Source organism: Kitasatospora sp. NPDC059747 (assembly GCF_042732955.1).
Lineage (GTDB): Bacteria > Actinomycetota > Actinomycetes > Streptomycetales > Streptomycetaceae > Kitasatospora.
In genome coordinates, this window is record NZ_JBHWGV010000083.1 from 19,748 (window position 1) to 43,788 (window position 24,041).

Annotated in this window: 21 protein-coding genes and 2 pseudogenes; 15 read left to right on the top strand and 8 right to left on the bottom strand. The window is 70.7% G+C overall.

Going from position 1 to position 24,041, the window contains the following annotated elements; genetic code table 11:
• On the bottom strand, nucleotides 1–1,193 hold a 1,193-nt coding region (locus ACFV4G_RS30020; RefSeq protein ID WP_380445259.1), incomplete at its 3' end, for a glycosyltransferase.
• Between the two features lie 126 nt (nucleotides 1,194–1,319).
• Between ACFV4G_RS30020 and ACFV4G_RS30025 the strand changes: the two genes are divergently transcribed.
• The 7 genes from ACFV4G_RS30025 (at nucleotide 1,320) to ACFV4G_RS30055 (ending at nucleotide 10,225) form a co-directional block, all read left to right on the top strand.
• Nucleotides 1,320–2,609: an MFS transporter gene (locus ACFV4G_RS30025; protein ID WP_380445260.1), complete on the top strand. Its 1,290-nt coding sequence runs from the start codon at nucleotides 1,320–1,322 to the stop codon at nucleotides 2,607–2,609.
• A 717-nt stretch (nucleotides 2,610–3,326) separates the two neighbouring features.
• Nucleotides 3,327–3,899, top strand: a complete 573-nt coding sequence (locus tag ACFV4G_RS30030) for a hypothetical protein (protein ID WP_380445261.1) — start codon at nucleotides 3,327–3,329, stop codon at nucleotides 3,897–3,899.
• Between the two features lie 7 nt (nucleotides 3,900–3,906).
• Nucleotides 3,907–6,432 carry an Hsp70 family protein gene (locus tag ACFV4G_RS30035; protein ID WP_380445262.1) on the top strand — a complete coding sequence of 842 codons (2,526 nt, stop codon included), beginning with the start codon at nucleotides 3,907–3,909 and terminating at the stop codon, nucleotides 6,430–6,432.
• Between the two features lie 165 nt (nucleotides 6,433–6,597).
• The gene (locus ACFV4G_RS30040) at nucleotides 6,598–7,113 is read left to right on the top strand and encodes a hypothetical protein (protein WP_380445263.1); all 516 of its coding nucleotides are present in this window, start codon (nucleotides 6,598–6,600) and stop codon (nucleotides 7,111–7,113) included.
• A 75-nt stretch (nucleotides 7,114–7,188) separates the two neighbouring features.
• Complete coding sequence (locus ACFV4G_RS30045) at nucleotides 7,189–7,662, top strand: hypothetical protein (RefSeq protein ID WP_380445264.1); 474 nt, start codon at nucleotides 7,189–7,191, stop codon at nucleotides 7,660–7,662.
• Between the two features lie 211 nt (nucleotides 7,663–7,873).
• Complete coding sequence (locus ACFV4G_RS30050) at nucleotides 7,874–8,992, top strand: hypothetical protein (RefSeq protein ID WP_380445265.1); 1,119 nt, start codon at nucleotides 7,874–7,876, stop codon at nucleotides 8,990–8,992.
• A 960-nt stretch (nucleotides 8,993–9,952) separates the two neighbouring features.
• Entirely contained in the window at nucleotides 9,953–10,225 is a 273-nt protein-coding gene (locus ACFV4G_RS30055; protein ID WP_380445266.1) for a hypothetical protein, read from the top strand.
• Between the two features lie 235 nt (nucleotides 10,226–10,460).
• Here the strand turns inward: ACFV4G_RS30055 and ACFV4G_RS30060 are convergent, their stop codons facing one another.
• The 3 genes from ACFV4G_RS30060 to ACFV4G_RS30070 are packed head-to-tail and all read right to left on the bottom strand — an operon-like array spanning nucleotide 10,461 to nucleotide 11,080.
• Complete coding sequence (locus tag ACFV4G_RS30060) at nucleotides 10,461–10,619, bottom strand: hypothetical protein (RefSeq protein ID WP_380445267.1); 159 nt, start codon at nucleotides 10,617–10,619, stop codon at nucleotides 10,461–10,463.
• A 25-nt stretch (nucleotides 10,620–10,644) separates the two neighbouring features.
• A complete protein-coding gene (locus ACFV4G_RS30065) occupies nucleotides 10,645–10,878 on the bottom strand; it encodes a hypothetical protein (RefSeq protein WP_380445268.1) in 234 nt (77 codons plus the stop codon).
• Between the two features lie 34 nt (nucleotides 10,879–10,912).
• A complete protein-coding gene (locus tag ACFV4G_RS30070; protein WP_380445269.1) occupies nucleotides 10,913–11,080 on the bottom strand; it encodes a hypothetical protein in 168 nt (55 codons plus the stop codon).
• A 458-nt stretch (nucleotides 11,081–11,538) separates the two neighbouring features.
• Between ACFV4G_RS30070 and ACFV4G_RS30075 the strand changes: the two genes are divergently transcribed.
• Both ACFV4G_RS30075 and ACFV4G_RS30080 read left to right on the top strand, forming a co-directional pair.
• The gene (locus ACFV4G_RS30075; RefSeq protein ID WP_380445270.1) at nucleotides 11,539–12,003 is read left to right on the top strand and encodes a phage tail protein; all 465 of its coding nucleotides are present in this window, start codon (nucleotides 11,539–11,541) and stop codon (nucleotides 12,001–12,003) included.
• A 168-nt stretch (nucleotides 12,004–12,171) separates the two neighbouring features.
• On the top strand, nucleotides 12,172–14,055 hold the full coding sequence (locus tag ACFV4G_RS30080) for an Ig-like domain-containing protein (protein WP_380445271.1): 1,884 nt from the start codon (nucleotides 12,172–12,174) through the stop codon (nucleotides 14,053–14,055).
• Between the two features lie 44 nt (nucleotides 14,056–14,099).
• Here ACFV4G_RS30080 and ACFV4G_RS30085 read toward each other — a convergent pair whose 3' ends face one another.
• Nucleotides 14,100–15,065, bottom strand: a complete 966-nt coding sequence (locus ACFV4G_RS30085; protein ID WP_380445272.1) for a WGR domain-containing protein — start codon at nucleotides 15,063–15,065, stop codon at nucleotides 14,100–14,102.
• Nucleotides 15,066–15,079: 14 nt separating this feature from the next.
• Nucleotides 15,080–15,235 (bottom strand): annotated as a pseudogene (locus tag ACFV4G_RS30090) (GNAT family N-acetyltransferase); the annotation flags it as partial.
• A gap of 95 nt (nucleotides 15,236–15,330) precedes the next feature.
• On the opposite strand from ACFV4G_RS30090, the gene ACFV4G_RS30095 reads away from it, so the two are divergent.
• Both ACFV4G_RS30095 and ACFV4G_RS30100 read left to right on the top strand, forming a co-directional pair.
• Nucleotides 15,331–16,563, top strand: coding sequence for a HEAT repeat domain-containing protein (locus tag ACFV4G_RS30095; RefSeq protein WP_380445273.1), 1,233 nt, complete (start codon nucleotides 15,331–15,333; stop codon nucleotides 16,561–16,563).
• Between the two features lie 45 nt (nucleotides 16,564–16,608).
• Entirely contained in the window at nucleotides 16,609–17,676 is a 1,068-nt protein-coding gene (locus ACFV4G_RS30100) for a hypothetical protein (protein ID WP_380445274.1), read from the top strand.
• Nucleotides 17,677–17,706: 30 nt separating this feature from the next.
• On the opposite strand, the gene ACFV4G_RS30105 is transcribed toward ACFV4G_RS30100, so the two are convergent.
• Together ACFV4G_RS30105 and ACFV4G_RS30110 are read right to left on the bottom strand one after the other, a co-directional pair.
• Entirely contained in the window at nucleotides 17,707–19,182 is a 1,476-nt protein-coding gene (locus ACFV4G_RS30105; RefSeq protein WP_380445275.1) for an alpha/beta hydrolase, read from the bottom strand.
• 344 nt (nucleotides 19,183–19,526) lie between these two features.
• On the bottom strand, nucleotides 19,527–19,733 hold the full coding sequence (locus ACFV4G_RS30110; protein ID WP_380445276.1) for a hypothetical protein: 207 nt from the start codon (nucleotides 19,731–19,733) through the stop codon (nucleotides 19,527–19,529).
• Here ACFV4G_RS30110 and ACFV4G_RS30115 point away from each other — a divergent pair.
• The 4 genes and pseudogenes from ACFV4G_RS30115 to ACFV4G_RS30130 form a co-directional block, all read left to right on the top strand.
• A pseudogene (locus tag ACFV4G_RS30115) lies at nucleotides 19,733–19,927 on the top strand (MBL fold metallo-hydrolase); the annotation flags it as partial. The gene ACFV4G_RS30110 and the pseudogene ACFV4G_RS30115 overlap by 1 nt on opposite strands.
• A 160-nt stretch (nucleotides 19,928–20,087) precedes the next feature.
• Entirely contained in the window at nucleotides 20,088–20,642 is a 555-nt protein-coding gene (locus ACFV4G_RS30120) for a hypothetical protein (protein WP_380445277.1), read from the top strand.
• Nucleotides 20,643–20,654: 12 nt separating this feature from the next.
• Nucleotides 20,655–23,489: a M48 family metalloprotease gene (locus tag ACFV4G_RS30125; protein WP_380445278.1), complete on the top strand. Its 2,835-nt coding sequence runs from the start codon at nucleotides 20,655–20,657 to the stop codon at nucleotides 23,487–23,489.
• A 252-nt stretch (nucleotides 23,490–23,741) separates the two neighbouring features.
• On the top strand, nucleotides 23,742–24,041 hold a 300-nt coding region (locus ACFV4G_RS30130; RefSeq protein WP_380445279.1), incomplete at its 3' end, for a hypothetical protein.

Here is a 24,041-nt window from a genome sequence, read left to right on the forward strand (position 1 = left end):
GCATACCGCCCCCGGCCCCCACCCACCCCCACCCCCCCCCGCGCGCCCGCGGCCGGGCGGCGGGGCACCCGGCCCGGGCGCGCTCCGCGGGCGCGGGGGCCCGGGTCGGTGAGCAGCGGGACGATCGTGTCCTGGAGGGCGCCGGAGGTGGCGGGGCCGATCAGGGCGACGGCCGCGCCGGCGTCGGCGAGGTGCCGCGCATTGTGCTCCTGCTCGTTCCCGGCGCTGGTGGCCAGCGGGATGAAGACGGCGGCCTTGCCGAGCGCGGTCAGCTCGGCGAGCGTCCCGGCACCGCTGCGGGAGACCACCACGTCGGCGAGCGCGAGGACGTCCGGGAGCTCCGGGCCGACGAAGCCGGTGACCAGGTACCGGGCGCGGATGTGCTCCGGCAGTGCGGCGACCCGCGCCCGCAGCCCGGCCTCGTGGGCGGGCCCGCACTGGTGGACGACGTTGGCGTGGCCGAGCAGCCACGGCAGGATGTCGCTGACCAACTGGTTGATCTGCTGCGAGCCCTGAGCACCACCGGTGACGTACACGGTGGGCGCCTCGCGGTCGAAGCCCCACAGACCGAGGGCCTGCACGGCCTTGCCGGCCTGGCCGGTCAGCACCTCGGGGCGCACGGGGTTCCCGGTGACCACGGCGTTGGGCCGGGCGGCGTCGGGGAGGAACGGCAGCGTGGACCCGGAGGAGACCGCGACGCGGGTGGCCATGCGGGCCAGCGCCCGGTTGCCCAGGCCGAGCCGGACGGTCTGCTCGTGGACGACCAGCGGCCGGTGGCACATCCGGGCGGCTAGCCCGACCGGCACCGCGACGTAGCCGCCGGTGCCGAGCACCACGTCCGGGTCGAACCCGGCGACCGCGGTGCGGGCCTGGGCGACACCGAGGGGGACGCGGCCCATGTCCTTGACGTTGGCCGGCGAGATCAGCTTGAGGGGGTTGGAGCTGCGCCGGATCTTCCCGGTGGCGACCGTCCTGAACGGGATGCCCTCGGACCCGGCGACACGGGCTTCGAGACCGGCGGCGGTGCCGATCCACAGCACGTCCAGGGCGCCGCCGGCCGTGGCGAGCCGCGAACGCAGGGTGCGGACGGCGGTGAGGGCCGGGTAGGTGTGCCCGCCGGTCCCGCCCCCCGTGACGATCAGCCGGAGGGGGCGGCCGAGGCGGGAGACGAGAGCAGTGGTGTCGGGGGTCACGGCTGGAACATACCAGCTACCGAAGAGGCTTCTGGCAGCGGAAGCTGACGAAGCGTCGGCAGAGGGCCGCTCGTCGGTCCTGTACGGCCCACCTCGGCCGTTGAAGCCACTGTTAGCCTGATCGGCATGATCATGAGGAGGGCCGGGCAGCGGGCGCAGGGCGGGTCGGGCTCCGGTCCGGAGCGGGCTCTGATCGCCGCGAGTTTCGTCAACAGGGTGGGCAACGGTCTCTTCAACACCGCAGCCGTCCTCTACTTCACGTTCGTGGTGCACCTGCCCGCCGCACAGGTGGGGGCCGGCCTGACGATCGCCGGCCTCTGCGGCCTGGCGGCCGGCATACCGGCGGGGAACCTCGCCGACCGGTACGGGCCGCGCGCGATCTGGCTGACGAGCCTCGCGCTGCAGGCCGCCACGATGGCGGCGTTCGTCCTCATCGACAGCTGGCTCGCGTTCACGCTCGTCGCCACGCTGGACCGGCTGACCGCCACGGCGGGCGGCGCCGCGGGCGGTGCGCTCATCGCGCGGGTCGGCGGTGAACGTCCGGCCGCCTTCCGGGCCAGACTCCGGACCTTCGTCAACCTCGGTGTCGTCGTCGGCACCCTGGGTGCGGCCTTCGCGATCCAGGTCGACACGCGCTCCGCCTACACCGGCCTCATCCTCGCCAACGCCGCCAGCTTCGCCTGCGCCGGACTGATCGCGTTCCTGGGCGTCCCGAACTACCGGCCCCTGCCGCGGCCCGAGGAACACCGCCGGTGGTCCGTCCTGACCGACCGGCCGTACGTGTCCTTCGTGGCGATCTACAGCGCCATGGGCCTGCAGTACCAGACCGTCTCCCTGCTCCTGCCGATCTGGCTCAGCGCCCACACCGACGCACCGCGCTGGACGGTGGCCGCGGTCTACGCGATCAACAGCGGCGTCTGCGTGCTGTTCCAGAGCCGGCTCGGCTCGAAGGTGGAGACCCCGCGGCAGGGCGGCCGCGCCTTCCGGCTCGCCGGGCTCCTGTTCCTCGTGAGCTGTCCGCTGATGGCGCTGACGGCCGACGTCCCCGCCTGGGTGGCTCCGGCGCTCGCCGGGCTGGCCGTGTGCATCCACAGCATCGGGGAGGTGTGGGAGTCGTCGGGCGGCTACGCGCTCGGCTTCGGCCTCGCGCCCGACCACGCCCAGGGGCAGTACCAGGGCCTCCTCGGCATCGGCTTCGACGCGGGCCAGGCGCTCGCCCCCGTGGTCCTGACCGGAGCCGTCCTCGCGCTCGGACACCCGGGATGGCTGCTGCTCGGCCTGTTCTTCGCGGCCGTGGGCGCGGCGGGACCGCCGGTGGCCGCGTGGGCGGAGCGGACCCGGCCCAGTGAGCCGGGTCCGGAGGCTCCTGTGCGGCGTCGACAGAATGAGTCCCCGCTGGAGGAGGCGGACCGCTAGCCTCCCTCAGCCGAGCGCCGCGGCCACAGTGGGCGACCACTCCTGACGACCGTCCGACTGCAGGGCTGAGCCCGACGGCGACGGCCCATGGGGAGAACGACGCCACGAAGACCCCGTGACGCCGACGTCACGGGGTCTTCGTGCCGGACTCTGTGCAGCCATCTCAAACGGTGGTCGGGGGATCTTGCGGCGGAATCGCTCCCAACGAGGACGGCGACCTCCAGGCCCGATTCGATGGTTCCAGTACCGAGTTCGCCATCGGTTCCCTCAGCGACCACCAGTCCCCGCTCTCAATCTCGGAGCTCCCCGACTGCTCCGACTTCGAGCCGTACGAGGCCTGCGAGCCCGACGACTCGTCCGAGGACCGGCGGCTGCCGTAAGCCCACAACCCTCTCGAAGTCAGCTACCGACCGCGGACGCCCGGTTGGACGGGTAGACCGTGGCGGTGGCCGGTCCGACCGCGACGGCGTTGTGGTCAAGGTGGTTGTTCCGGTCCTGCGCCTCTTCTGGGACCGAACTGCGCCCGTTCGCCTGTGCGACGTCCCAGTTCGAATGGGCTGGCTCCCACGCCGACGCACCGAGGCGGAACTAAACCCCCGCCCGATCAGCTCGTGATCGCCAACGAGATGGAGGGGGCTCTCGCCACGTGCGCCAGCGACGACGGACCTGATCGACGGTTCGGCAAGTAGATCCTCGCGGCGAAGTACAGGATGACCGGTGCACCGGATCGATCGCCCAACAGGTCGGCTTGGGCTGATCGCCGGTATCCCCAACGCATCGGTGTTCCAAAGGCGTACTCTGCTCTCCTCAGTCGACACGGGCATGTGGGGAGGGGCAGTGGGCGAGAGTGCGGAGATGGCCCTGCGGTTCGAAGACGAGGCCGAACTCGTCGACTCAGAAAGGGAGATGGAGTTCCTGCTGGAGGAACTCGCAATGCTCGAAGGGGTGTCGGTGGTCCATCGCCCGTTGGGGGCCGCACCAAAGGGCTCACGCGCCGGGGACCTTACCTCGTACACCGAGCTGATCCTCGGAGTGGCCGGGGCACCCACGCTACGGGCGCTGATCACGCTCACCCAGGACTGGCTCACCCGCCGCAACTCCGGCACGATCGAGCTCAGCGTCGGCGACGACACCCTGCGGATTACCTCTGTCGGACGCACGGACCAGCGACTCGCCGTCGAAGGCTTCCTGGCCCGTGCAGCAGCAGCACGCACAGCGCAGTCGGCCGACGAGCCCGACGAGCCCGACGAGCCCGACGAGACGGGGGACGACGACAACCGCGATGACTAAGCGTGCGTTGATCATCGTCAACCAGCACTACCTCGATCCCGGGCTGACCGAACTGCCCGGGGCCGCCGCCGATGCAGAACAGCTCAAGAGCGTGCTGGCCGATCCTAAGATCGGCGGCTTCACCGTCGATGTCGTCGCCGAGGGCACCGCTCATGCCTGCCGTCGGGCCATCCAGGCCTTCTTCAGGAGCGCCACCAAGGACGACATCCTGCTGCTGCACCTGTCCTGCCACGGCCGGAAGGACTCTCGCAACCGGCTTCACTTCGCGGCCTCCGACACCGAGATCGACGTGTTCGAAGCAACGGCGGTCAGCGCCGAGTTCCTGGCCGACCAAATGGAGCAGAGCCCGAGTCATCGGACTGTCGCTCTACTCGACTGCTGCTACAGCGGAGCCTTCACGAGAGGCCTGCGTACCCGCGCCGGGGCCGAAGAGGTCGACGTCGGCGAACCGTTCTCAGGCCGTGCGCAGGTGGTCATCACCTCGTCGACCTCCCTACAGTTCAGCTACGAGAGTGAGAGCCGCAGCCGGGGCACCGAGCCGTCGGTATTCACCTCGGCCGTCGTCGCCGGCCTGCGTGACGGCTCGGCTGACCTCGACAGGGACGGCTACGTCTCCACCGACGACCTCTACGACTACGTGCACGACCGGGTGAGTTCGAACCATCCGCAGCAGACTCCGACCCGGACCGTGAACGCCGCCGAGGGCAGGCTCTACCTGGCCCGTAACCCGCGTGGGTTCGTCGCAGACCCGGCGATCTCCGAAGGGCTTCGCAGCGCGATCCTCGCCACCGAGGAGTGGCCACGGGTAGGGGCCCTCCACGAGCTGGAGCGGTTGCTCGCCAGCGCGCGTGCCGACGTGCGGAGAGCGGCCAAGGAGGCGCTGCTGCACCTGGTCCACGCCGAGCACACCAAGGTCTCCCAGAACGCGACGCAGCTGTGGCAGTGGCGGGGCCTCGGAGTAGTCCCCGACCGGCCGTCCAGGATCGACCGCTCGGTCGCTCCGGGCGATCGGATCGTGGCCATCGACTTCGGCACCACCAACTCCTCCATCGCGGTGTTCACCGACGGAGAAGCCCAGATCGTGCCCAACCGCTGGGGCTTCCCCACCACGCCGAGCATGGTCGCCATCGACGCGGACGGGAACCGCTTCTTCGGTGACAACGCGGCAAGGCTCGCCGAGAGCGATCTCGCCGCAGTCGTCCGGAACGTCAAGCTAAAGCTCGGCACGGACTGGAGACTGGAGCACCAGGGCGCCTCCTACTCGGCCGAGCAGGTCGCCTCCTGGGTCCTCGCCGAGCTGCGGCAAGACGCCGAGATCGAGCTCGGACAACAGGTCACCCGAGCCGTGATGACCATCCCGGCGGGCTTCACCGCCCGGCAGCGTGCCGCGCTCACCGCGGCCGCCGCGCTGGCCGACCTCACTGTGATCAGGATGATCAACGAGCCGACCGCTGCTGCGATGCCGTTCTCCCTGGAGGGCGAACGCGAGGAGACGGTGATCGTGTTTGATCTGGGCGGGGGCACCCTGGACGTGACCCTCGTCGAGATCTCCGACGGCGTCTGCGACGTCAAACGGACCGGTGGCGACAGCTCCTTGGGCGGCGCTGACTGGGATCAGCGGATCGCCGACCACATGACGGCCGAGTTCACCGCGCTCCACGGCGTCCGCCCCACCGGCCGGAACGCTCGTCACCGGCTGCTGGAAGCAGCCGAACGGGCGAAGAAAGAGCTTTCGTACACGTCGAGCACCCGGATCACCATTCCCCACCTCGTCACCCAGGCGAACGGATCGCTCCACCTCGACCTCACACTCACCCGTTCCCGCCTCGATGAACTCACGGCCGATCTGCTGCAGCGCTGCCGGGCAGCGTTCAACCAACTCCTCGAACCTGACCAGTACGGCTTCCCCTACCCAATCGAGGACGTGGACCGCGTGGTCCTGGTCGGTGGCGCGAGCCGGATCCCGGCGGTGACCGACCTGATCAGCGAGCTGAGCGGACAGGCACCCGATCGTGACATCATCGTCGAGGGTGTCGTCGTGGGTGCTGCGGTGCAGAGCGGCGTGCTCGCAGGTGACCAGCGCACTGGGCTGCTCCTGGACGTTGCCTCGCACACCCTCGGCGTGTGGACCAGTGACGGGCGGTCCGCCACCCTGGTCGACCGGCACACCACCATCCCGACTAAACGTTCGGAACTATTCACCACCGCTGTGGATGGCCAGCCCCGGATCGCCATCGGGGTACTCGAAGGCGAGCACACGGACGCGGACCGCAACGAGCTCCTCGGCATGCTGCAAATGGAGTTGACGCTCAGTCCCGTCAAAGGCGTCCCGCGGGTGGAGGTGACGTTCTCCGTGGATGCCGACGGGATGCTGACGGTCACGGCACACGACCTCGGGGTTGGTACGACGGAGTCCCTGACAGTCGACCTGCAGGCCGCCGATCACGCACGGCGGCACCCACCCGACCCCACCTGCCTGCCGGCTTTGGCAGCAGGAAGCGACCCAGCCATTCCGGAGAAGCCGTCGACCTGACCGCAGATCGCCGGGACCTCGCCGTCCTTATGCGGCGAACGCTCAATTTGCCGATGGGTGCGGCTCGTTTCGAGTGAAGTTTGCGATCAAGGGGGTGGTAGGTGCTTCTGTTGGATCGCCAGAAAATCCGGCCAGGGTGGCGTGAGCTGCGGCTACTGTGCTGCCGTGATTCTGACTGACGCTGAGATAGCTGACCTGCTCGCCTCTGCCGGGCTCCGACTCGTCGAGCGAGTCCAGCGGGAGGTCCGACTGCCCCCGCTACCGAAATTCGTGTCGCCTGCGAGCGCCGGGCCCGAGCACGGACGGTTCGACTCACACCCGGACGAGGTCGCCGACCTGCGTGGTTCGGACTTCGTCGAGAAGGTCAACGCGGGCTGGCATCGAATGGCCGCGGAGTTCGGGCTCTTCGACGAGGAGCGCGAGTTTCTGCTCGCGCTCGGCCGCGCTCGCCTCGGGGACGATTCGGACGGTGAGCCGTACGAGGTGTGGTTCCGTGTCCAACTACTCGACGAGTGGGACCTCGTGGGAAGTGAGGTGGACTTGCTGCGGAGTGGCTTCGCGACCCTCTTCACTGATCGTTTCGTCCCGGAGTTCACGGGGGCGTCCCTGGACGGGCAGATGATGATGAGTACCACGGTCTGGGGTGATGGCACGCTCAGCACCATCGTCATTCGCCCGTAGCCGGTGCCCCGTGGGACGGCCACCCCCGTCCTGGTCGGGTCGTCTCTGCCGTTGTAACGGGCGAGGAGCGGTGCGATGGGGTGGCTGTTCGAAGAGTTGGAAGCCCGCGAGGCGGCTGCCCGGACTCGGGTGGAGGCGCTGGAAGCCGAGCTCGCCGAGGTGTCCAGGCGGTTGAGTGTGGCCCGCGAGGGGTTGGAGCGTCTGCGAATTGCTCGGGAGACGGTCGCCGAGGTGCTCGCCGAGAGGCCGGCGGTCACGGCGGACGCGAGCGAGACGCGAGTCGAAGGCGTGTCGGTGTCGCCGTATGCGGGGGCGGAGCGGCAGGTGATCGGGGTGCTGACGGTGCCGAACTGGCAGTCCGGCATGGGGGTGGCCTGTTCACCCCCGCTCGCCGCCGGACAGGTTCCTCTCCCAACTCCCGCTGACAGCAGGGATCTTCCGTCTCTACATTCGAAGGTTCACTCGTATCGGGTGCAGGACAAAGGAAGAGCCCTGGAGATGACACCGCACGACACTCATGACACCACTGACCCCTTGCCCGCTCCCTGAGCGCCTTCGAGACGCTGATAGGCACCCTGTCGGGCGGCGACGCGAGCAGGTGGACCCACGCCGAACCGGAGGAACACCTGGACGCGGCTGGGCGGGACCGGCTCCGCCTGCTGCAGGACCACCTGGACCGTGAGACACCCCGTCAGCCAGACACCATTTCGGTTGTAGCATCCAGTAACTCTCAACGAAATGTTGCCAACGGGGAGCACGCATGACCGCCTCGGTAAACCGCCTTCGCAGCATGTACATACAGACCACAGGCCGAAGCAAGGCCGGGAACGGGATGACTGCCAAGCAGGTGAAGGCCGACCGTGATGCCAGGGCCGGCCGCTTCCTGCGAGGGGAGTACGTCGCCGTTGGATTCAGCCCGGTCCCGGCCGAGTCCGACGGCATCTTCCTGGCGGATCTTCCCAAGGACTCCCTGTTTTTGGCGTTCAACGAGGCATACGCCAAGGAGGGGCCGGCCGTCGCCAACGCCAATGCCCGGATTTTCTGGCGATTTGTCCACGATGTGAATGAGGGCGACCTGTTCTTCCTGCGGGACTATGTGAACAACCTGGCCTGGTGCGGCGAAGTCGGCGGCCCCCATCGGCTTGCCCTGAACGAGAAGGCAGAGACGTACCAGCACCAGTTGCCGGTCACCTGGATCGCGGCCCTGCCGCTGGACGACCGCGGGGTCAAGGACGCCGTCCGCCCCTACAACGGCTGCAATCCGGTGGTCGCCCCCGAGATCCGTGCCAAGCTCCAGCGTCTGTTCGGCCTCAGCGAGGACTATCTGGCCGGAGGCGCAGCCAATCAGGAACGCGTACAGGAGACCCGCCGTGTTCTGGCACGCACCTACTTGACCGCGCACGGTTCGGAGAAGGCCGGCCGGGTGGCGCAGTTTGCGCGCACCGATTACACGGCCTCCGAGGTGCAGGTGCAGGCGTCGACCCAGGCGGCCACGGCGAAGGGCCACAATGAGCACAACGAGGCCAGAAACGATCTACTGGCGTGGCTCAGGCGTGAGCTCGGCCCGGACAACATCCGCGAGCCGCGGTCCACGAGTGAGCGTCCCGCCTTCGACCTGCTGGTGGACCTGCCGGACGACCGGTCGGTCATCGAGGTGAAGTCGCTGAACGACGCCAACGAGGAGGAGCAGCTTCGGCTGGGAGTGGGGCAAGTACTCGACTACCGCAGCCAGATGCACAGGGCCGGACGTGCGGCCACGGCCGTGTTGTGGGTGTCGAGGATGCCGTCGGAGGCGGAGCGTTGGCGGGACCTGTGCGCCGAGGTTGGGGTGAGGCTCGGTTGGCCGGGTGAGGAAAGGAAGATCTTCTGGCTTCGCTGAGCTGCGACGTTTCCGCACGTAGCGTCCGACAAGGCAACTGCCGGGGAGGGCCTGTCGGCGCCCCGGTAGTCGGCGGCGATCAGTCGGGGCCGCAGCCGGTAGCGGGGATCATCCTGCCCGTAGAGGGCGGGGATCAGCGCAGCCGTGGTGGCGGCGCGCTGCAGATGGGCGATCACGGCCTTCCCTTCTCGGACGGTCGGACGGCGGTGCCCGGCGGCGCGGGCTGACGGGCACGAGGATCCGTAGGACCTGCGGTTTGGCCCGGCCGCCTATGGGCGGTAGCGCTGGCAGATGGAGCTGCGGGAGTCCGAGACAGCACCTGCTTCTGATTCCTTACTCTGGGTGCTTTCGATTTACGCGCTGACTCCGTGGCCAAGGGTACGGAGGCGGGCTGAAGTTTGGACAAACAGGCGCTATGGCAATGGCACGCGCATAGCCGAGGGTGCTCGCTGCGTACTTCTTCCCGCAGCGTCGAGTTCGGAATTGTCGTGTGGATCGTCAGCTGTGCAAGGGGGCTGGAGGAAAACTGACAGGTCAATATCTGGCCATTTTCCAGACGTGATAGGCGTACTGAGCGGCCGCCATGGATTGGGGCTCATGAGTCGTTATCAACTTCACTGCTACCTAAGCATTGATTCTTCATCGGGCATCCACCTGTAGCGACCTCAGGCTTGGCCTCGGATCCGAGCTGGGCGGGAGGGCTGTCGTCATGCTTCTCGCGAAGGAGTGGCCGTTCAAGTTGATTGGTGAACCAATGCGCATTGTGATCGATTGTCTATGGAAACCAATTTTCTGGACTGCTATCGAGATGCGGTCGAGGTCGAAGGATGGGACGCTAGATGGGTGATGTGCTCATCGGTCATTTGACTAAGGAGGACCCAAATGACACTCAGTGATGAGGCTGCGGTCCGAGTTGAAAGAGTTGAGCGTAGATCTACGCAAGGAACTCATGGGGGCTGGGTGTTCCAGGCCCTCGAGGTCGTCCTTAAAGGTCACGGAGGTTTCACGCAGCCGCTCAATGCGGCGGGGCTGGGGCTCAACGATAAGAGTGTGGTGTTGACACAGATCTGCGAGCTCGGCCCCAGTGCGGACGGTGAGCTGGTTCCCGTGATGGGCGAGGCCAGCATGAGGATCGACAACGTTGCTCAAATGGGCGATGTCGTTTGGGTGAGGGGTTCCGTGGGCTGGGATTCAGACCTGGCTTTCCGAATCACCCTGTTCGCAGTTCTGTGAGAAAGTGGCGCGTTGAATTGCGAGCTTGGTTCGCCGGCGCTTCTGTTGATGTAGGAAGCCCGGTTGCCGGTGTCGGGCTGTCTGCCGGGAACGATCAGTAGGGTGACGTCTGGGCGTGCACATGAGCGGCAAGGTAGTGTCGGATGCTGCCCTCGTGCTCTGGAATGTAGGGGGCAGCCGTCAGTGGTGCGGTAGGCCAGAGCAGGGAGCGGCGATCCGGACGTCCGTCCGTCAGTCAGACGAACGGGTTCTCGGTGGGGCGGTCGGTGCCCGTCGCGGCGGCCAGCAGCTCGGGCAAGTCGGTGGGCCCGCAGGGGCGCTGGTCGATCCACCAGCTGGCCCCGGTGACGGTGCGGGCTTGGTCCTTGATCTGCTCCCACTCAGGTTCCGGCATGCCGCGGTCCAGGACGAGCGCCGTGTTAGGAAGCGGAGAGCACCTGGTGGCGGCAGCGGACGCCCCAGGCGATGCCCTTCTCGGTCGAGTCGTCGCCTTCCTTCGCCGCGCGCTTCGCCGCGCGCCAGCACTCGGTGCACTCCTGCGTGGCCAGCCACTCGGCGAAGCCGGCGCGGCGGCCGGTCGGGCGGTCGTCGAGGTCCCGTTCCGCGGTGTGCCCGCACGAGTGGGTGATCTGCCAGATCTTCTTCACGGCCATATGTGCTCTGCTCCTTGGCAGATGGGGTGGGTGGTCAGTGGTGCCGCTGGCCGCGGATGGGCGGCGCCGTGGGCAGGGCGGGCCGGCGCTCGTACTCGGCGCGCAGCTGGGCGAGCCGCTCCTGGGCGCCGGGAAACACGTGGGCCCGGGCGCGTTCGCGGGTGTCGGCCGGGGTGGGCGGTGTGCCGGTCGGCGAGGTCACCGCGCATCGCCCGGACCTCCTGCACATAGCCCTCGGCCGTGGTCGCGATGTAGCGAAGGCGCGCCGCGTAGTGTGGATCGGACGCGCCGCCCAGTCCCTCGCGCCAGGAGGCCGTCTCCTGGAGGAGGCCGACGAACCTGGTCGAGGACCCCGTCATCGGGTGCGGTCAGCTCGTTCAGGGCATCGACGGCATGGCGTGCCTGGCCCCCGTGATGGCCTTGGTGACCTGGGCCAGCGACCGCGATGGGGGAAGTGCCGGTGCCGCGTGGACGGAGCGGACCCGGCCCGGTGAGCCGGGCGACGGGGCCCCCGACCCGGTCGATCAGGACCCGGTCGATCAGGAATCGATCGATCAGGAACCGAGAAGCCGCGCGGAGGCCCGCGACGTAGCGTGAACACGTCGCCGGGAGATCCGGCACCCGGTGATCGACAGCCGGGCAACGTCATCAGGAGGACCCATGTCGTACGCCGTCGACTTCAAGAACGTGTCCACCGTCGGCCTGGAGTCGTCGCCGGTGGCGGAGGCGCTCGCCGGGCTGCGGGCCAACGAGGCGCGGTACTTCAAGAACAAGTACGACCACGAGTTCACCGTCCTGCCCGCCGACGAGGCGCCGGACGTGCTCGGCCTGGTGAACCGCATCCTGTCCGAGGAGCGTGACATCGTCATCGGCTCCCGGCCGCTGGAGGTGACCTCCTTCGAGGCGGGCGGTATCCGGATGATGTACGTGTTCTACGAGTCCGGCCTGTCGATCAACGTGATGTACGGGATCGAGGACGGCGGGAAGCGCGCGGTGGGGTTCAAGCTGTCGGAGGGCATGGACGTCCCCGAGGAGCTCGCGTCGAAGGTCAAGTTCGCGCGCCAGAAGTCGAAGCTGGCCGGCGAGATCCGCGGCTCCTTCTTCGTGATCAAGGGCGAGTACTGAGCCTCCACCGGTGCTCCGGGGCCCGCTGCTCGCCGCGGTGACCGTCTCCTGCTACCGCCGCCGGCACCGCCGGCCGGGTGACCCCGCGGTGTTCCGTACGGGCGGGGCCTGACGGGGCGTCGGACAATTCGGATACGATCCGCCCTCCACAGAATGGACCGTATCCCCATGACCCGCCCCTCCAGACGCCTCTGGGGCGTTCTCCTGGCCCTGCTCACGGGCCTCCTGACGCTGTGCGCCCAGCCACAACTCGCGGGCGTCGCCCCCGTCGCCGCCGTCTCCGGTGTCCACCGGCAGGCGGACACGATCCAGCTCAATCCGGCCGCCCAGCAGGTGGTGGTCGGCCAGACCGCCACCGTCACGGCCGTCGTCACCGCGGCCGGCAGCCCCCAGACCGGGGTTTCGGTGAGCTTCCAGGTGACCGGTGGTCCGAACAGCGGACGAACCGGTACCGCGACGACCGACGGCAACGGCAACGCCGTCTTCATGTACTCCGGCACCGTGGCCGGTACCGACAGGGTGCAGGCCACCGTCGGCACCGACACCTCGAACCCGGCCTCGATCGAGTGGGACACGACGCAGGTGGGCCTCAATCCGGGCACCCAGTCCCTGGTGGTGGGGTCGACGGCCACGGTGAAGGCGACCGTCGGCCTGCAGGGCAACCCGGTGTCCGGTGTGACCGTGACCTTCTCCCTCGCCGGGCCCAACGGGCCGGCCTCGATGCAGGCGACGACCGACGCCACCGGTTCGGCCACGTTCACCTACACCGGCGCCGTCCCCGGCACCGACACCGTGCAGGCCTCGATCACCGACCCGGTGGGGCACACCCAGACCTCGAACCCGGCCACGGTGCAGTGGAGCACGCTGGTGGTCACGCTCGCCCCGGGCGACCAGAGCGTGACCCTCGGCGGCACGGCGAGCGTCAAGGCCACCGTCACCCTCAACGGGAACTTCCAGTCGAACGTCCCCGTCTCGTTCACCGCCACCGGGGTCAGCGGCACGGTGACCGGCTCGGGCGTCACCGACGTCAACGGCGGTGCCACCTTCGCCTACAGCGACACCGGCACGACGGCCGGCCACGACTCGGTCCAGGCCTCCGTCCAGGACCCGGCCAACCGCACCCAGACCTCCAACCCGGTCGGCGTCGAGTGGACCGCCCCGGCTCCGGAACCGGTGGTGTTCCTGGCACCGATCACCCAGTCGGTGGAGGTTGGCGGCACCGCGACCGTCGACGCGACCGTCACCCTGAACGGAGCGCCGGTCGTCAACGGCTCGATCACCTTCCTGGTGAACGGCTCGCCCTTCGGGCCCTCGACGACCACGGACGCGAACGGCCACGCCACGTTCACCTACACCAGCAACACGGTGGGCCCGGACGCCGTCACCGCCACCGTCCCGGGCTCCTCGAACAACCTGGTCACCTCCAACCGCGTCACCGTGCGCTGGACCGCGGTGCCGGTGGTGGCGCTGGTCCCGGCCTCCCAGTCCCACGTGGTGGGCCAGTCGGCGGGCCTCACCGCCACCGTCACCGTGAGCGGCGCGGCGGTGCCGAACACGACGGTCACGTTCCTGGTCACCTCGGGGCCGAACGCGGGCGTCACCGCGTCGGTCGCGACGGACGCCTCGGGCAACGCGCCGTTCTCCTACACCGGGACCGGGGCCGGTACGGACGCCGTCCAGGCCGCGGTGGTGGACCCGGTGAACCACACCGACTACTCCAATGTCGTCCAGGTCGTCTGGGCCGCCGACCAGGGGATCACCGCGACCGGCACCACGCTGAACGAGCGGCGCCACAGGCCCTTCACGGCCGGCGTCGCCACCTTCACCGATCCGGACGTCGGCGCCACGGCCGCCGAGTACACGGCGACCATCGACTGGGGTGACGGGACGACCGGCACCGGCACCGTCACCGGCGGCACCGGCGGCCCCTTCACCGTGACCGGTACCCACACCTACCGCAGCCGCCGGGCCTTCACCGTGACGGTGACCATCACGGACCGGGACAACGGCGCCAACACCGCGAGGGTGACCACGACGATCCACGTTCGCTGACGGGTCCTTCGGGTCTCTCTGGTCCTTCAGGTCTCCCGGGTCCTTCAACCGGCCAGGAAGGACGACACCTCGGCGAACGACACGGCCGTGTCGGGCTGGAGGCGCGTGGTCTCCCCGCGGAAATTGCGCACCTCCAGCCAGCTCTGCGGCGATGCACCCAGCAGGGCGTCCATGAGCTTCCGCACGTCGGCCGACCGGTAGACCATGAACTTCTTCGCCGGTCGGTAGTACGACGGCTGGATGTCGAAGCGCAGGTCAACGGCCGGGTACGGCGACCGTCCCCAGTCGGCGTAGGGCAGTGAGGCGTGACCGTGAATGCGGGCGTCGACCAGCACCTCCGGGTCGTCGTCCCCGATCTCGCAGTCGAAGACGGGGACGGCGGTCGCCACCCGCGCGGCCGCCCCCGGGGTGGCGGCGCAGGCCCGGCCCAGTGCCGGCGAGCAGAACAGTGCGTGGTCGAATGACCCAACCGGGCCCGGCAACGGCACCTTGTGGTGGGACCGGCCGTCGAAGGCGAGGTCACGCCGGGGGGAGAGGAACTCCAGGAACGCCGCGACGGTCTCGTCCCGGTGGCCGGCCGCGCGCACCGCGAAGCGGACCGCGCCGCGTCCCTGGTCGCGCAGGACGTAGTACTCGTAGAAGCCCATGGGGTGGTCGGGTGAGTGCTCGCAGCGGTAGACGTCGTCGAAGCCGTCGACCGGTACGTACCGGACTTCCGGGGCGTACGGCCCGACAGCCCTGGCCAGGACGTCCAGCACCGGTGTCCCGGCCTCGGCTTCCGCCGGATCGTGGGGCGGGTCCACCTCGGCGAAGCCCTTGCGGAGACGGTCGTTGACCTTGCGTGCGGCGTGGCGCCGCGCCTGCTCCTCGTCGTCGAGCGTCATCGTGCTCGCCTTGCCCGGGGTGCGGTCGGATCCCCACCTGAGGAAGCAGCGGATCCCCTCCCGGCGAATCTCCCAGTAGTCGAGCCTTCCCGCCTCTTGCCGCTCGAACCGCCGCCATGTGGTCATCCGGCCTCCTCCACGTCCCACGGCCCGACGCCGTCGGCGCTGTCGAGTACGGATTCAGAGGCGATCAGCTCGATGACCGCCGCGCGGTCCCGGGCCTCGGACGCGCGGAGCACGAGGCGCTCGGTCCTGATCGGGGCGGGCGGCCAGGCGACGGGGGCAGGATCGGTCATGGCGGGCAACCTATCGCAGGCCGTCCGCCGAGCAGGAGCCTCACATGATGGTGGACCAGGCACGATGTGTCGGTGCCGTCCGTCATGCTCTCACCGTGACGACCCTGAACGACGGCGCCCAGCGCCACGGCCGCCCGGCCCGGCCCGACCTGTCCGATGCGCTCGCGGTGATCCGGGACACCGACTGGGCCGCGCTCCAGCACGCCTACGGGCCGGCGGGGGACACGCCCGCGCGCCTGTTGCAGCTCCTCGACCCGGAGCCCGAGACCCAGGCCGAGGCCCTGGGGATGCTCGACATGTCGGTGCTCCATCAGGGGTCCCTCTACAGCTCGACCGCACCGGCCGCGCTGTTCGTCGCCGCGATCCTCGCGGATCCCCGCACGACGGCCCGGCACGAGAGCCACTTCCCCTGGGACGAGCGCAGCCGCCCGCTGCGCGCCGCGCTCGTCGACTGGCTGGGCCAGGTCGCGGAGTCGGCGGGCTGGGGGGAGTTCGCGGAGGACGACGAACCGGACGCGGAAGAAGCGGAAGAAGTCGAAGAAGTCGAAGAAGTCGAAGCAGACGAAGCAGACGAAGACGAAGATGAAGAAGATGCGGAGGACCGGGCAGCCACTGCGGCCTGTCGTGCGATCCGGCCCACGCTGTACGCGGCGGTCGTTCCCCACCTCACCGCCCCGGACCCGGCCGTTCGTGAGGCCGCCCTCGGCGCCGCCGGGCACCTCCTGAACGCCCCCGAACTCGTCGACCGCGTACCGGAGGCAGCGCAGCACCTCCGCCGGCTCCTCGCGGACAGCGCCGACCGCCGCGAGCGCGCGGCCGCCGTCCTGACGCTCGGCGCCTGGCACCAGGACACCGCCGAGCTGCTCGACGACGCCGATCCCGCCGTCCGCGCCTGCGCTGCGCTCGCCCCCGTGGCGGCCGCCGACCCCCGTGCCACCCGGGTGCTCCTGGCCGCACTCGAGGACCCGAAGGCCGCCGACGGCTGGTTCCCCGAGCCGCTGCCGCAGTTCGACGGCTGGTTCCGCTTCACGCTGCTGGCCGCGGCGATCGACCTGGTCGACGATTTCGCCGAGCTGCTCCCGGCGGCGCTGGCGCTGGTCCCGCTCGCCGACGACTTCACGGTGGAACGGGACTGGGGCCCGCTGCTCGTGAAGGCCCTGCCGAACGGATTCCCCGCCGACGCCGAACCGACCGCCGCCCAGCGTGCGTTCCTGCGGGCCGTCGCCGCCAACGACGGCTGCTGGGGCACCATCGGCAACAAGATCATCTGGCTCCGCAGGGTCGGGCTGCCGGAGGACCGCGCCGAGTTCCGGCGGTTGGTGGGCTGACGGCGGTCCCGAAGGTGTGTCAGTGGGGGATGGTAGGAAGGGGGAATGATCAGCAGTGCGGAGGTCGGGGTCGTCGCCCGTAACCTGGCGGACGCGGGCAGCGGCCTGCGGTGGAGCGGCGAGGGCCTGCGCGAACTCGTCGGCCGGCTCGGCTGGGAGTGGGCGGACGGGTCGGACGGCCGCGTCCGCCTCGTGACCGCGCTGCCGGGCGGTGACGCGACGCTCGTGCCGGTCGACGCGCGGGCCCGCCCGTGGGCCCGGTCCCAGGAGTACCTGGAGCTGGTGGTCCCGGTCAGCCGTCCGGCCGCTGAAGTGCACGCGCAGGTCGAGGAGTTCCGACGGGTCGCCGATGCACTCCGGCAGGAGCTCGGGAACGCGACCTACATCGGCGGCAACGGCCGGAACAGCCCGACCGGTCATCGGCTCGCTCCCTCCTGGGGCAGGCCGTTCCTCCGGTGGCGCAGGGGGGCGACGAGCCTCGAACTCCGCGCGGGCGGAGCCGGGCCCGAACTCGTCCTGCAGGCGAGCGCCGTGTGGGAGTCCTGGTACCAGCAGGGCGGCGACGGATACGTCGGGGTCCTCCAGGGCGCCGGACTCGAACTGGACCACCCCCGCCGGGAGTACGCGGGCGAGTGGGACGAACTGGCCCTCGGCGGATTCCTGCAGATGCTGCCCGCCGAGGTCAGGGCCACCGGCCTGGCGCAGAGCATGCCCCTGTACGGGTGCTCGATCGGCGACGGCCCCCTGCTCTTCGCCATCGACTGCAGGGACGGCCGCCTGCTCATCGGGTACACCGAAGCCGGTGTCGCCGAGGCCGCCCGGGGCGAGCGGGCCGCCAGCCTCGGGTGGACCCCGATCGAGGAGACGCTCCCGTCCGACCACCCGCTGCGCCCGCAGTTCGGGTGCACGCCGTGGCTGATCGACGCCGGCGGCCCGGGCGGGGTCGACGGTGCCGTGACGGACGTGATCGTGCGTACCGCCCGTGCGGCCGGCGTCGCGTCCGCCTCCGGACTCCGCATCGGAGGCGAGGCGGAGCACGTCGTCATCGAGGGCACGACGGGGCACACGCGGTACCACATCGGGTTTCCGGGGCTCCGCATGCGTACCTGCTGACGGGGGCGGGCGCGACGAAGCTCCAGGCCGTCAGCAGCTTCCGCCCGCTCGGACCGGGACCAGGCCGACGAGGTAGGCGTCGACCGCGTCGGTGACGCAGGCGTTGCCGCGGCCGTAAGCGGTGTGCCCGGGGCCCCGGTAGGTGAGGAGCATGCCGCCGGGCAGCTGGGCGGCGAGGGCCTGGGCCTCCTCGTACGTCGTGGCCGGGTCGCCGGTGGTGCCGACCACGAGGACGGGCGGCAGTCCGGCGGGGGTGGCGCGGTGGGGCTTGAGCGGGCCTGCGGGCCAGGTGCGGCAGGTGAGGGTGGAGAGGACGCTGCCGGCGCCGAACACGCCCGCCTCCCGGTGGGCGCGGTCGAGCAGGTCCCAGTACGCCTGCGGGTCCGCGGGGTAGGGGGTGTCGAGGCAGTTGACGGCGGTGAGGGCGGCGTCGGAGTTGTCGGGAGCCTGGTCGCCGCCGGTCTCCGGGCCGTCGTCGTGGTGGCCGGGGTCCGGCTCGGCGAGGGCGATCAGCTTCGCGGCGTTGCCGCGCCGGGCGGCGCCGAGGGCCTCGGACAGCGGCTGCCACTGGGAGTCCGGCGAGTACATCGACGTGGTGATGGCGGTGTGCAGGGTGTTCTGGTCGAGGCGCCGCTCCGGGCCCGTGGCCGGCCCGGAGTCGCGGGCGGCCGTCTCGTACAGGTCGGTGATCAGGGCACGGATGCCGTCGGGCGTGCCGGCGGGGCAGGCCTGGCCGACGACCGCCGCGCAGCGGTCGGCGTAGTCGTCGACGGCCCGCTGGAAGCCCTTCGCCTGGCGCAGGGCCAGCCCGGCCCAGTCGAGCGACGGGTCGACGGCGCCGTCGAGGACCATGGCCCGCACCCGGTGGGGGAACTGCTCGCCGTAGACGGTGCCCAGGTAGGTGCCGTAGGACCAGCCGAGGTACGTGAGCTTGTCGTCGCCGAGGACCGCGCGCAGGACGTCGAGGTCGCGTGCTGCGTCGAGGGTGCCCACGTGGGGGAGGATTCCGGCGCTGCGGGCCTTGCACGCGGCGGCCTCGCGGTCGGCGTCGGCGAGCGCCGCGGCACGCTCGGCGGGGGTCCGAGGGTAGAGCGGTGCGGGCGTCCCGGAGGCGGTCGGGCCTGGGTTCGCAGGTTCGTCGGGCGGTGTGCAGTCCAGGGCGGGCTTGCTGCCCGCGACGCCGCGCGGGTCGAAGCCGACGATGTCGAAGCGCGCCCTGGCCTGCTTGCCGAAGGAGTCGAGGCCGCCGGACTTCAGGGTCTCGACCCCGGAGCCGCCGGGCCCGCCCGGGTTGAAGACCAGCGACCCGATCCGCCGGGCGGGGTCGTCCGCGGGGTGCTTGACCAGCGGCAGGGTGAAGGTCTGCCCGCTGCCCGGCTGTGCGTAGTCGAGGGGAACGGTCAGCGCGGCGCACTGCAGGCCGTCACCGCAGGGGCTCCAGCGGGCCTGCTGGCCGTAGTAGCCGGCGAGGTCCGGCCGGACGGCGGGCTCGGTGGTGGCGGGCATGGCCGCCGCCGCCGCGGGTGGGGCGGGCGGGACGGCAGGCCCCACACAGCCGGCGAGTGCCGCCGTGCCCAGCAGGGCCAGCGCGGCGACGACCCGGCGCGGGACGGCCGCTGGCCGGGGACCACGTCCGCCATGGGCAAGGTGTTGCACTGTGCCTGCTCCGCTCTCTTCGGGTGTCGTCCCACTGCGACGGTTTCGGCAGTCTCGGTGGCGGACCCTGAGGATTCGGTGAGGTCGCGTGGTGCCCCGAACACGGCGAGGCCGCGCCGACGCCCGCGCACGTGTGCGGGGCCGTCCGGGGTGCAGCCGCTGCCGGGGAACCGGCCCATCGGCTGAGGGCTGGATCAGCGCCGCGGCAGGGGTGAGTCCGACGCCGGGCACGAGCCGGTGGGTGCCAGGACGGGGCGGTGGGCCGTCATCGGCGTCGCCCGGAAGCTGCTCGCCCGGCCGAGCAGCGTGAGGGCCTCCTCGGAGGAGGAGCCGGCGGCCGCGGTGCACACGACGAGCACCTGGTCCGGTGAGCGGGTGATCGACAGGATCTGCTGCGTCACCGTCGGCCAACTCTGGCTTCTGCGAGGATCCGGCGCGGTCCCGTGCCACCCGGCACGAGCTGCTCGGCCGCACCGCCGACCACCGCGCGCTCCTCTTCCCGGCCCACTTCGGCGGCCGGGGTGCCGTACGAGTCGTACGCGAGGGTGCGAAGTTCGCGGTCAGGGAATGGGCGGACCTCGCCTACCTGTCCTGACCTCGCCTACCTGTCGCTCGGTGTCCTGAGCGGTTCGGTCGGGCGACCGGCCTGACCGGAGCTGCGGACCCCTTCTTTCCCCGAACTGGTCCCTCGGCGAGACATGAATGGTCAAATCGTCTTCAAGGAAAGACAATTGACTGGTCTTCATGGAGGTCGAGTGGAAGCGAACGCGGCTACCGGCGGCGAGATCGAGGTCCGGACGGTCGTGCGCGACGTGGTGGCCGAGGTCGCGCCGGAGGAACTCCCGATCCTCGCGGGCCTGGCCGGCTTCGACGACGACACGGTGGTGGCGCGGTTCGGCCGGAGGGCGCGGGACGAGCCGCTGGGATTCGGCCTGGACGAGCTCGCGGTCCTGGTCACGCCGACGGTGTGGCTCGCGGTGGACCAGGCGGCCCGTCGATTCGGGACCGCGGCCGCCGACGGGGCGGCCGGCGGCCTCAAGGCGGCCGTGCGCCGGATCGCCCGCCGGAAGAAGGCACCGGTGGTGGTACCCGCCCTCACCCCCGAACAGTTGGCCGAGGTCCGTCGACAGGTCCTGGAGTCGGCCGTTCGACTGGGCTTCAAGGAACAGCGCGCGATGGTGATCGCCGACAGCGTGGTGGCCCGCCTGGCGCTGGCGGCCACCAGTGAACCGGACCGGGAGAGCGCTCATGACGACGACTCGGACGATCCGGGCGACCCGGACCACGGCGACGCACCGTCCCCGGCCTAGGAGGCGACGCCGATGAGGGCGCAGCCGCGCTTCGACGAGCGGGCGGTAGGCGCGGGGACCACCATGCGCTTCGTGCTGCTGGTGGCGCTCCTGGTGGTGAGTAGCGGGTCGATGCTGACGCAGGTCATCTACCTGCGTGCCATCTCGCCGAGTCAGCACGGCGCGGGCTGTCTGCTCGCGGCGGGGGGCGACCCGTACGACACTCCGGATTCGGTTCTCCTCATGACGGGGCTCGACCAGCCTGCCGCGTACGAGGCCTGTGTCGCCCGCTACGAGCCGAGGCCGGCGTGGTGGCTGGCTCCGGCCGGGGCGGTGCTGCTGACGGCCGTGGCCGCCGTGCTGTTCCTGCTCCTGCCCCGCTGGAAGGCCCGGAGTGCCCGGTGCGTTCCGCTGGCCGTGATGGATGCGGACGGAGCGATCGCGCGGGAACTGGCGGTCCTGGCAGCCTCGGCCGGTCTGGCCCGGATGCCCCGGGTCGTCGTCGATCCGACGGCGGTGGCCTCCGGCAGCGCCGTGGTGTTCGGCTGGAACGGGCGGCCCACGATCCGGTTGGCCGGCGGCTTGCTGTCCCGGCGGATCGCGGAGCCCGATCGCTTCCGTGCCGTCCTGCTCCATGAGTTGGCGCACGTCCGCAACGGTGACGTCACGCTGACCTATGCCACGATCGCGCTGTGGCGGGTGTACGTCCTGCTCGTGATGCTTCCCTACACGGCATGGTTCCTCGCGGATCTGCCGGCCTTGGTGCGGGCCGTCGACTGGCCGCAGCAGGTACCCGGTGTGGTCCGCAGCGTCACGCTCTCGGTGGCCATGGCCGTGCTGGTCTACCTCGCGCGGTCGGACGTGCTGCGCAGCCGGGAGATCCACGCCGACCTCACCGCGGTGCGCTGGGGGGCGCCTCCGCACGGCTGGGCGGGCGAGACGACGGCTCCGGTCGGCGGAGCGTTCCGCCGTGCCGCCGGATCCTTCGCCGAACTCTGGCGTGCCCACCCGCGCTTCGACGTGCGGCGGCACTCCCTGACGGACCCGGAAGCGCTCTTCGACCTGCGGGCGCTGCCGATGTTCCTGACCGGCGCCGCGGCCGCGCTCTTCGGCACACAGGTGGACGGCTACCTGGTCTCTCATGGGCTGGACGGTGTGTGGTTCCAGCAGGCGGCGGAGGTGGTGGCCGCCGGGTTCGTCACCGGGGTGGCCGCGGTGGCGATCTGGCGTGCCGTGCTCTACGCCGTGGCGACCGGACGCCGCCCGCCCTCCGGCGTGCGCTCGGGCCTGTTCCTCGGGGTGGGGATGGCCGCCGCCGAGGCCGTCGCCGGGGGACTCACCGTCGGTCACTGGGCGCCCGAACGGCCGTGGACCCTGGTTCTGATCATCCTCGCCGGCGCCGTGTACGGGTGCTGGACGGCCCAGTGCGCGCTGCTCTGGAGCAGGGTCTGGACGGGCCGCTCCATTGTCCCGGCGATGCTGGTCTGCCTGGCGGCCGGTTGTGCCGCGATGTCCTGTTGGTTCGTCTGGTGGCACCGGGAAGGAGCGACGATCGCCCTCGGGGCGGCCTTCAACCCGGGCAGCGCGTACCGGCTCTTCCCGGTTGCGGACGTCAGCCGCTCGACGAGCGCCGCGCTGGTGGCCACGATGCAGACGGTGGCGGACCCGCCGCTCGCCCTCTTCGCACTCCTCGGCCTGTGGGTGGTGCCCCTGCTGGCCTGGGTCGTTCGCCCACCGGCCGGGGTCCCCGGCTGGCTGGCCGCCGCCGTACCGGGTGATCGGCTCGCCGGCGTTGCCGCCGGGCCGCGGAAACCCCTGCCGCAGCTGCGACGGCTGCTGATCGCCGTGTTGGGCGGAGGGTTGACCGGTTGGGCCGGCCTCATCGCCGCGACCGCCTGGCTGCACACCCGGATGCCCGAATACGAGCACCGCGTGCTCCTCTCCATCATGACCTACCTGGTGCTCTGGGCGGCTTCCCTGGTGCTGGCGGCGGCGGTTGCGGCCGGTGTCGCGAGCGCGGTGAGCCGCCGGTACCGACTGCTCGTGGCAGTCATCACGGCCGAGCTCGCGGCGCTCCTCGCGGCTGCGGCGACCTTCCTCACAGAGTCGTTCGGCGGGTGCGTCGAAGCGCTGAGGACGTTCTATCCGTCGTGCAGTTGGCACCCGGGCGGGACGTGGGACCTGCTCTCCCTCATCCTGGGGCCCGTTCTCGTCCTCGGCGGTGCGGCGGCGCCGGTGGCCGCATCCGTGGTCTGGGCCGTCCGCCGACTACGGCCTGCCGCAAGGGAGACCGCACCCGCCGTCACCCGGGCGGCCCGGGCCGGTCGCCGCCTCCTCACCGTACGTCGCATGGGCGTGGGCCTCGCGTGCGCCGTCGCGGTGGCGGTGAGCAGCGTGCTCTGGAGCGCGCCGTCCCAGGGCGACTCCTCCGCGGACCGGACTCCGCCGTCGGTCGACCAGGCGCCACCGGCTCCGCGCACCAGGGCCTTCCAGGTGGTGGCCTGGTGGACCCACGGCGGAGAAGAGCTGTCGAGGCGGTACATGGCCGTCACCCGGGACTTCGGAGCCCTGCTGGAGAACGGGCACGGAGCCGTCGAGGGCTCCGCGGTCCGGCCGCACTGCGAGAGGATCAGGACCGTCGCCACGGACGCGGCCGCGTACTTCCGGGTTCCCGAGCCCCAGGCGCAACTCCACTGGCAGGAGTTCGTCGCCCACCTGACGAAGAGCGGCCAGGACTGCGACGGCGCCGTTCGTGACAACGACGGCGACCTGTTGATGTCGGCGCTGAAGGAAGCCGCCACGGCGGGTGAACACGCCAACCAGGTGGGGCGCCGGATCATCGCCGTCGGAAAGGAAGGCGGTCTCTGACGAGCCTGGACGTCCTTGCGTCACGGTGATCCTCCAGGATCCTCCAGCCGTCGCCACGGGCCCCGGCGTGACGTGCACGCCGGGGCCCGCCAGGGTGCTGCCGTCGGCGGCCGGCGGAGCCGATGGGGTGGTCGATCGTCCGCTGAGCGTGAACGCGGCGGCATGTCGGGTCGGTGAGCGCGCGCGGGCTGGTGTCCTTGGCGGGCGGATTCGGCGCGGTGCCGGACGGCGCTTTCGGGACAGGAGACCACGGTGATCGTGCGCATCATGGGCGAGGGGCAAGTGCGGCTGGCCGACTCCCACTTCGCCGAGCTGAACGCGCTCGACGACGAGTTGCTCGAGGAGATGGAGAGCGGCGACGAGGAGGGCTTCCGGCGGACCCTGGGGGCGCTCCTGGAAGCGGTACGGCGCCTCGGCACCGCGTTGCCCGACGACGCTCTGGAGCCCTCCGAGCTGATCCTGCCGCCCCCGGACGCCTCCCTTGAGGAGGTCCGCGAGATGCTCGGCGACGAGGGCCTCATCCCGGGCTTCACGGCCGGGGGCTCCGGGGTC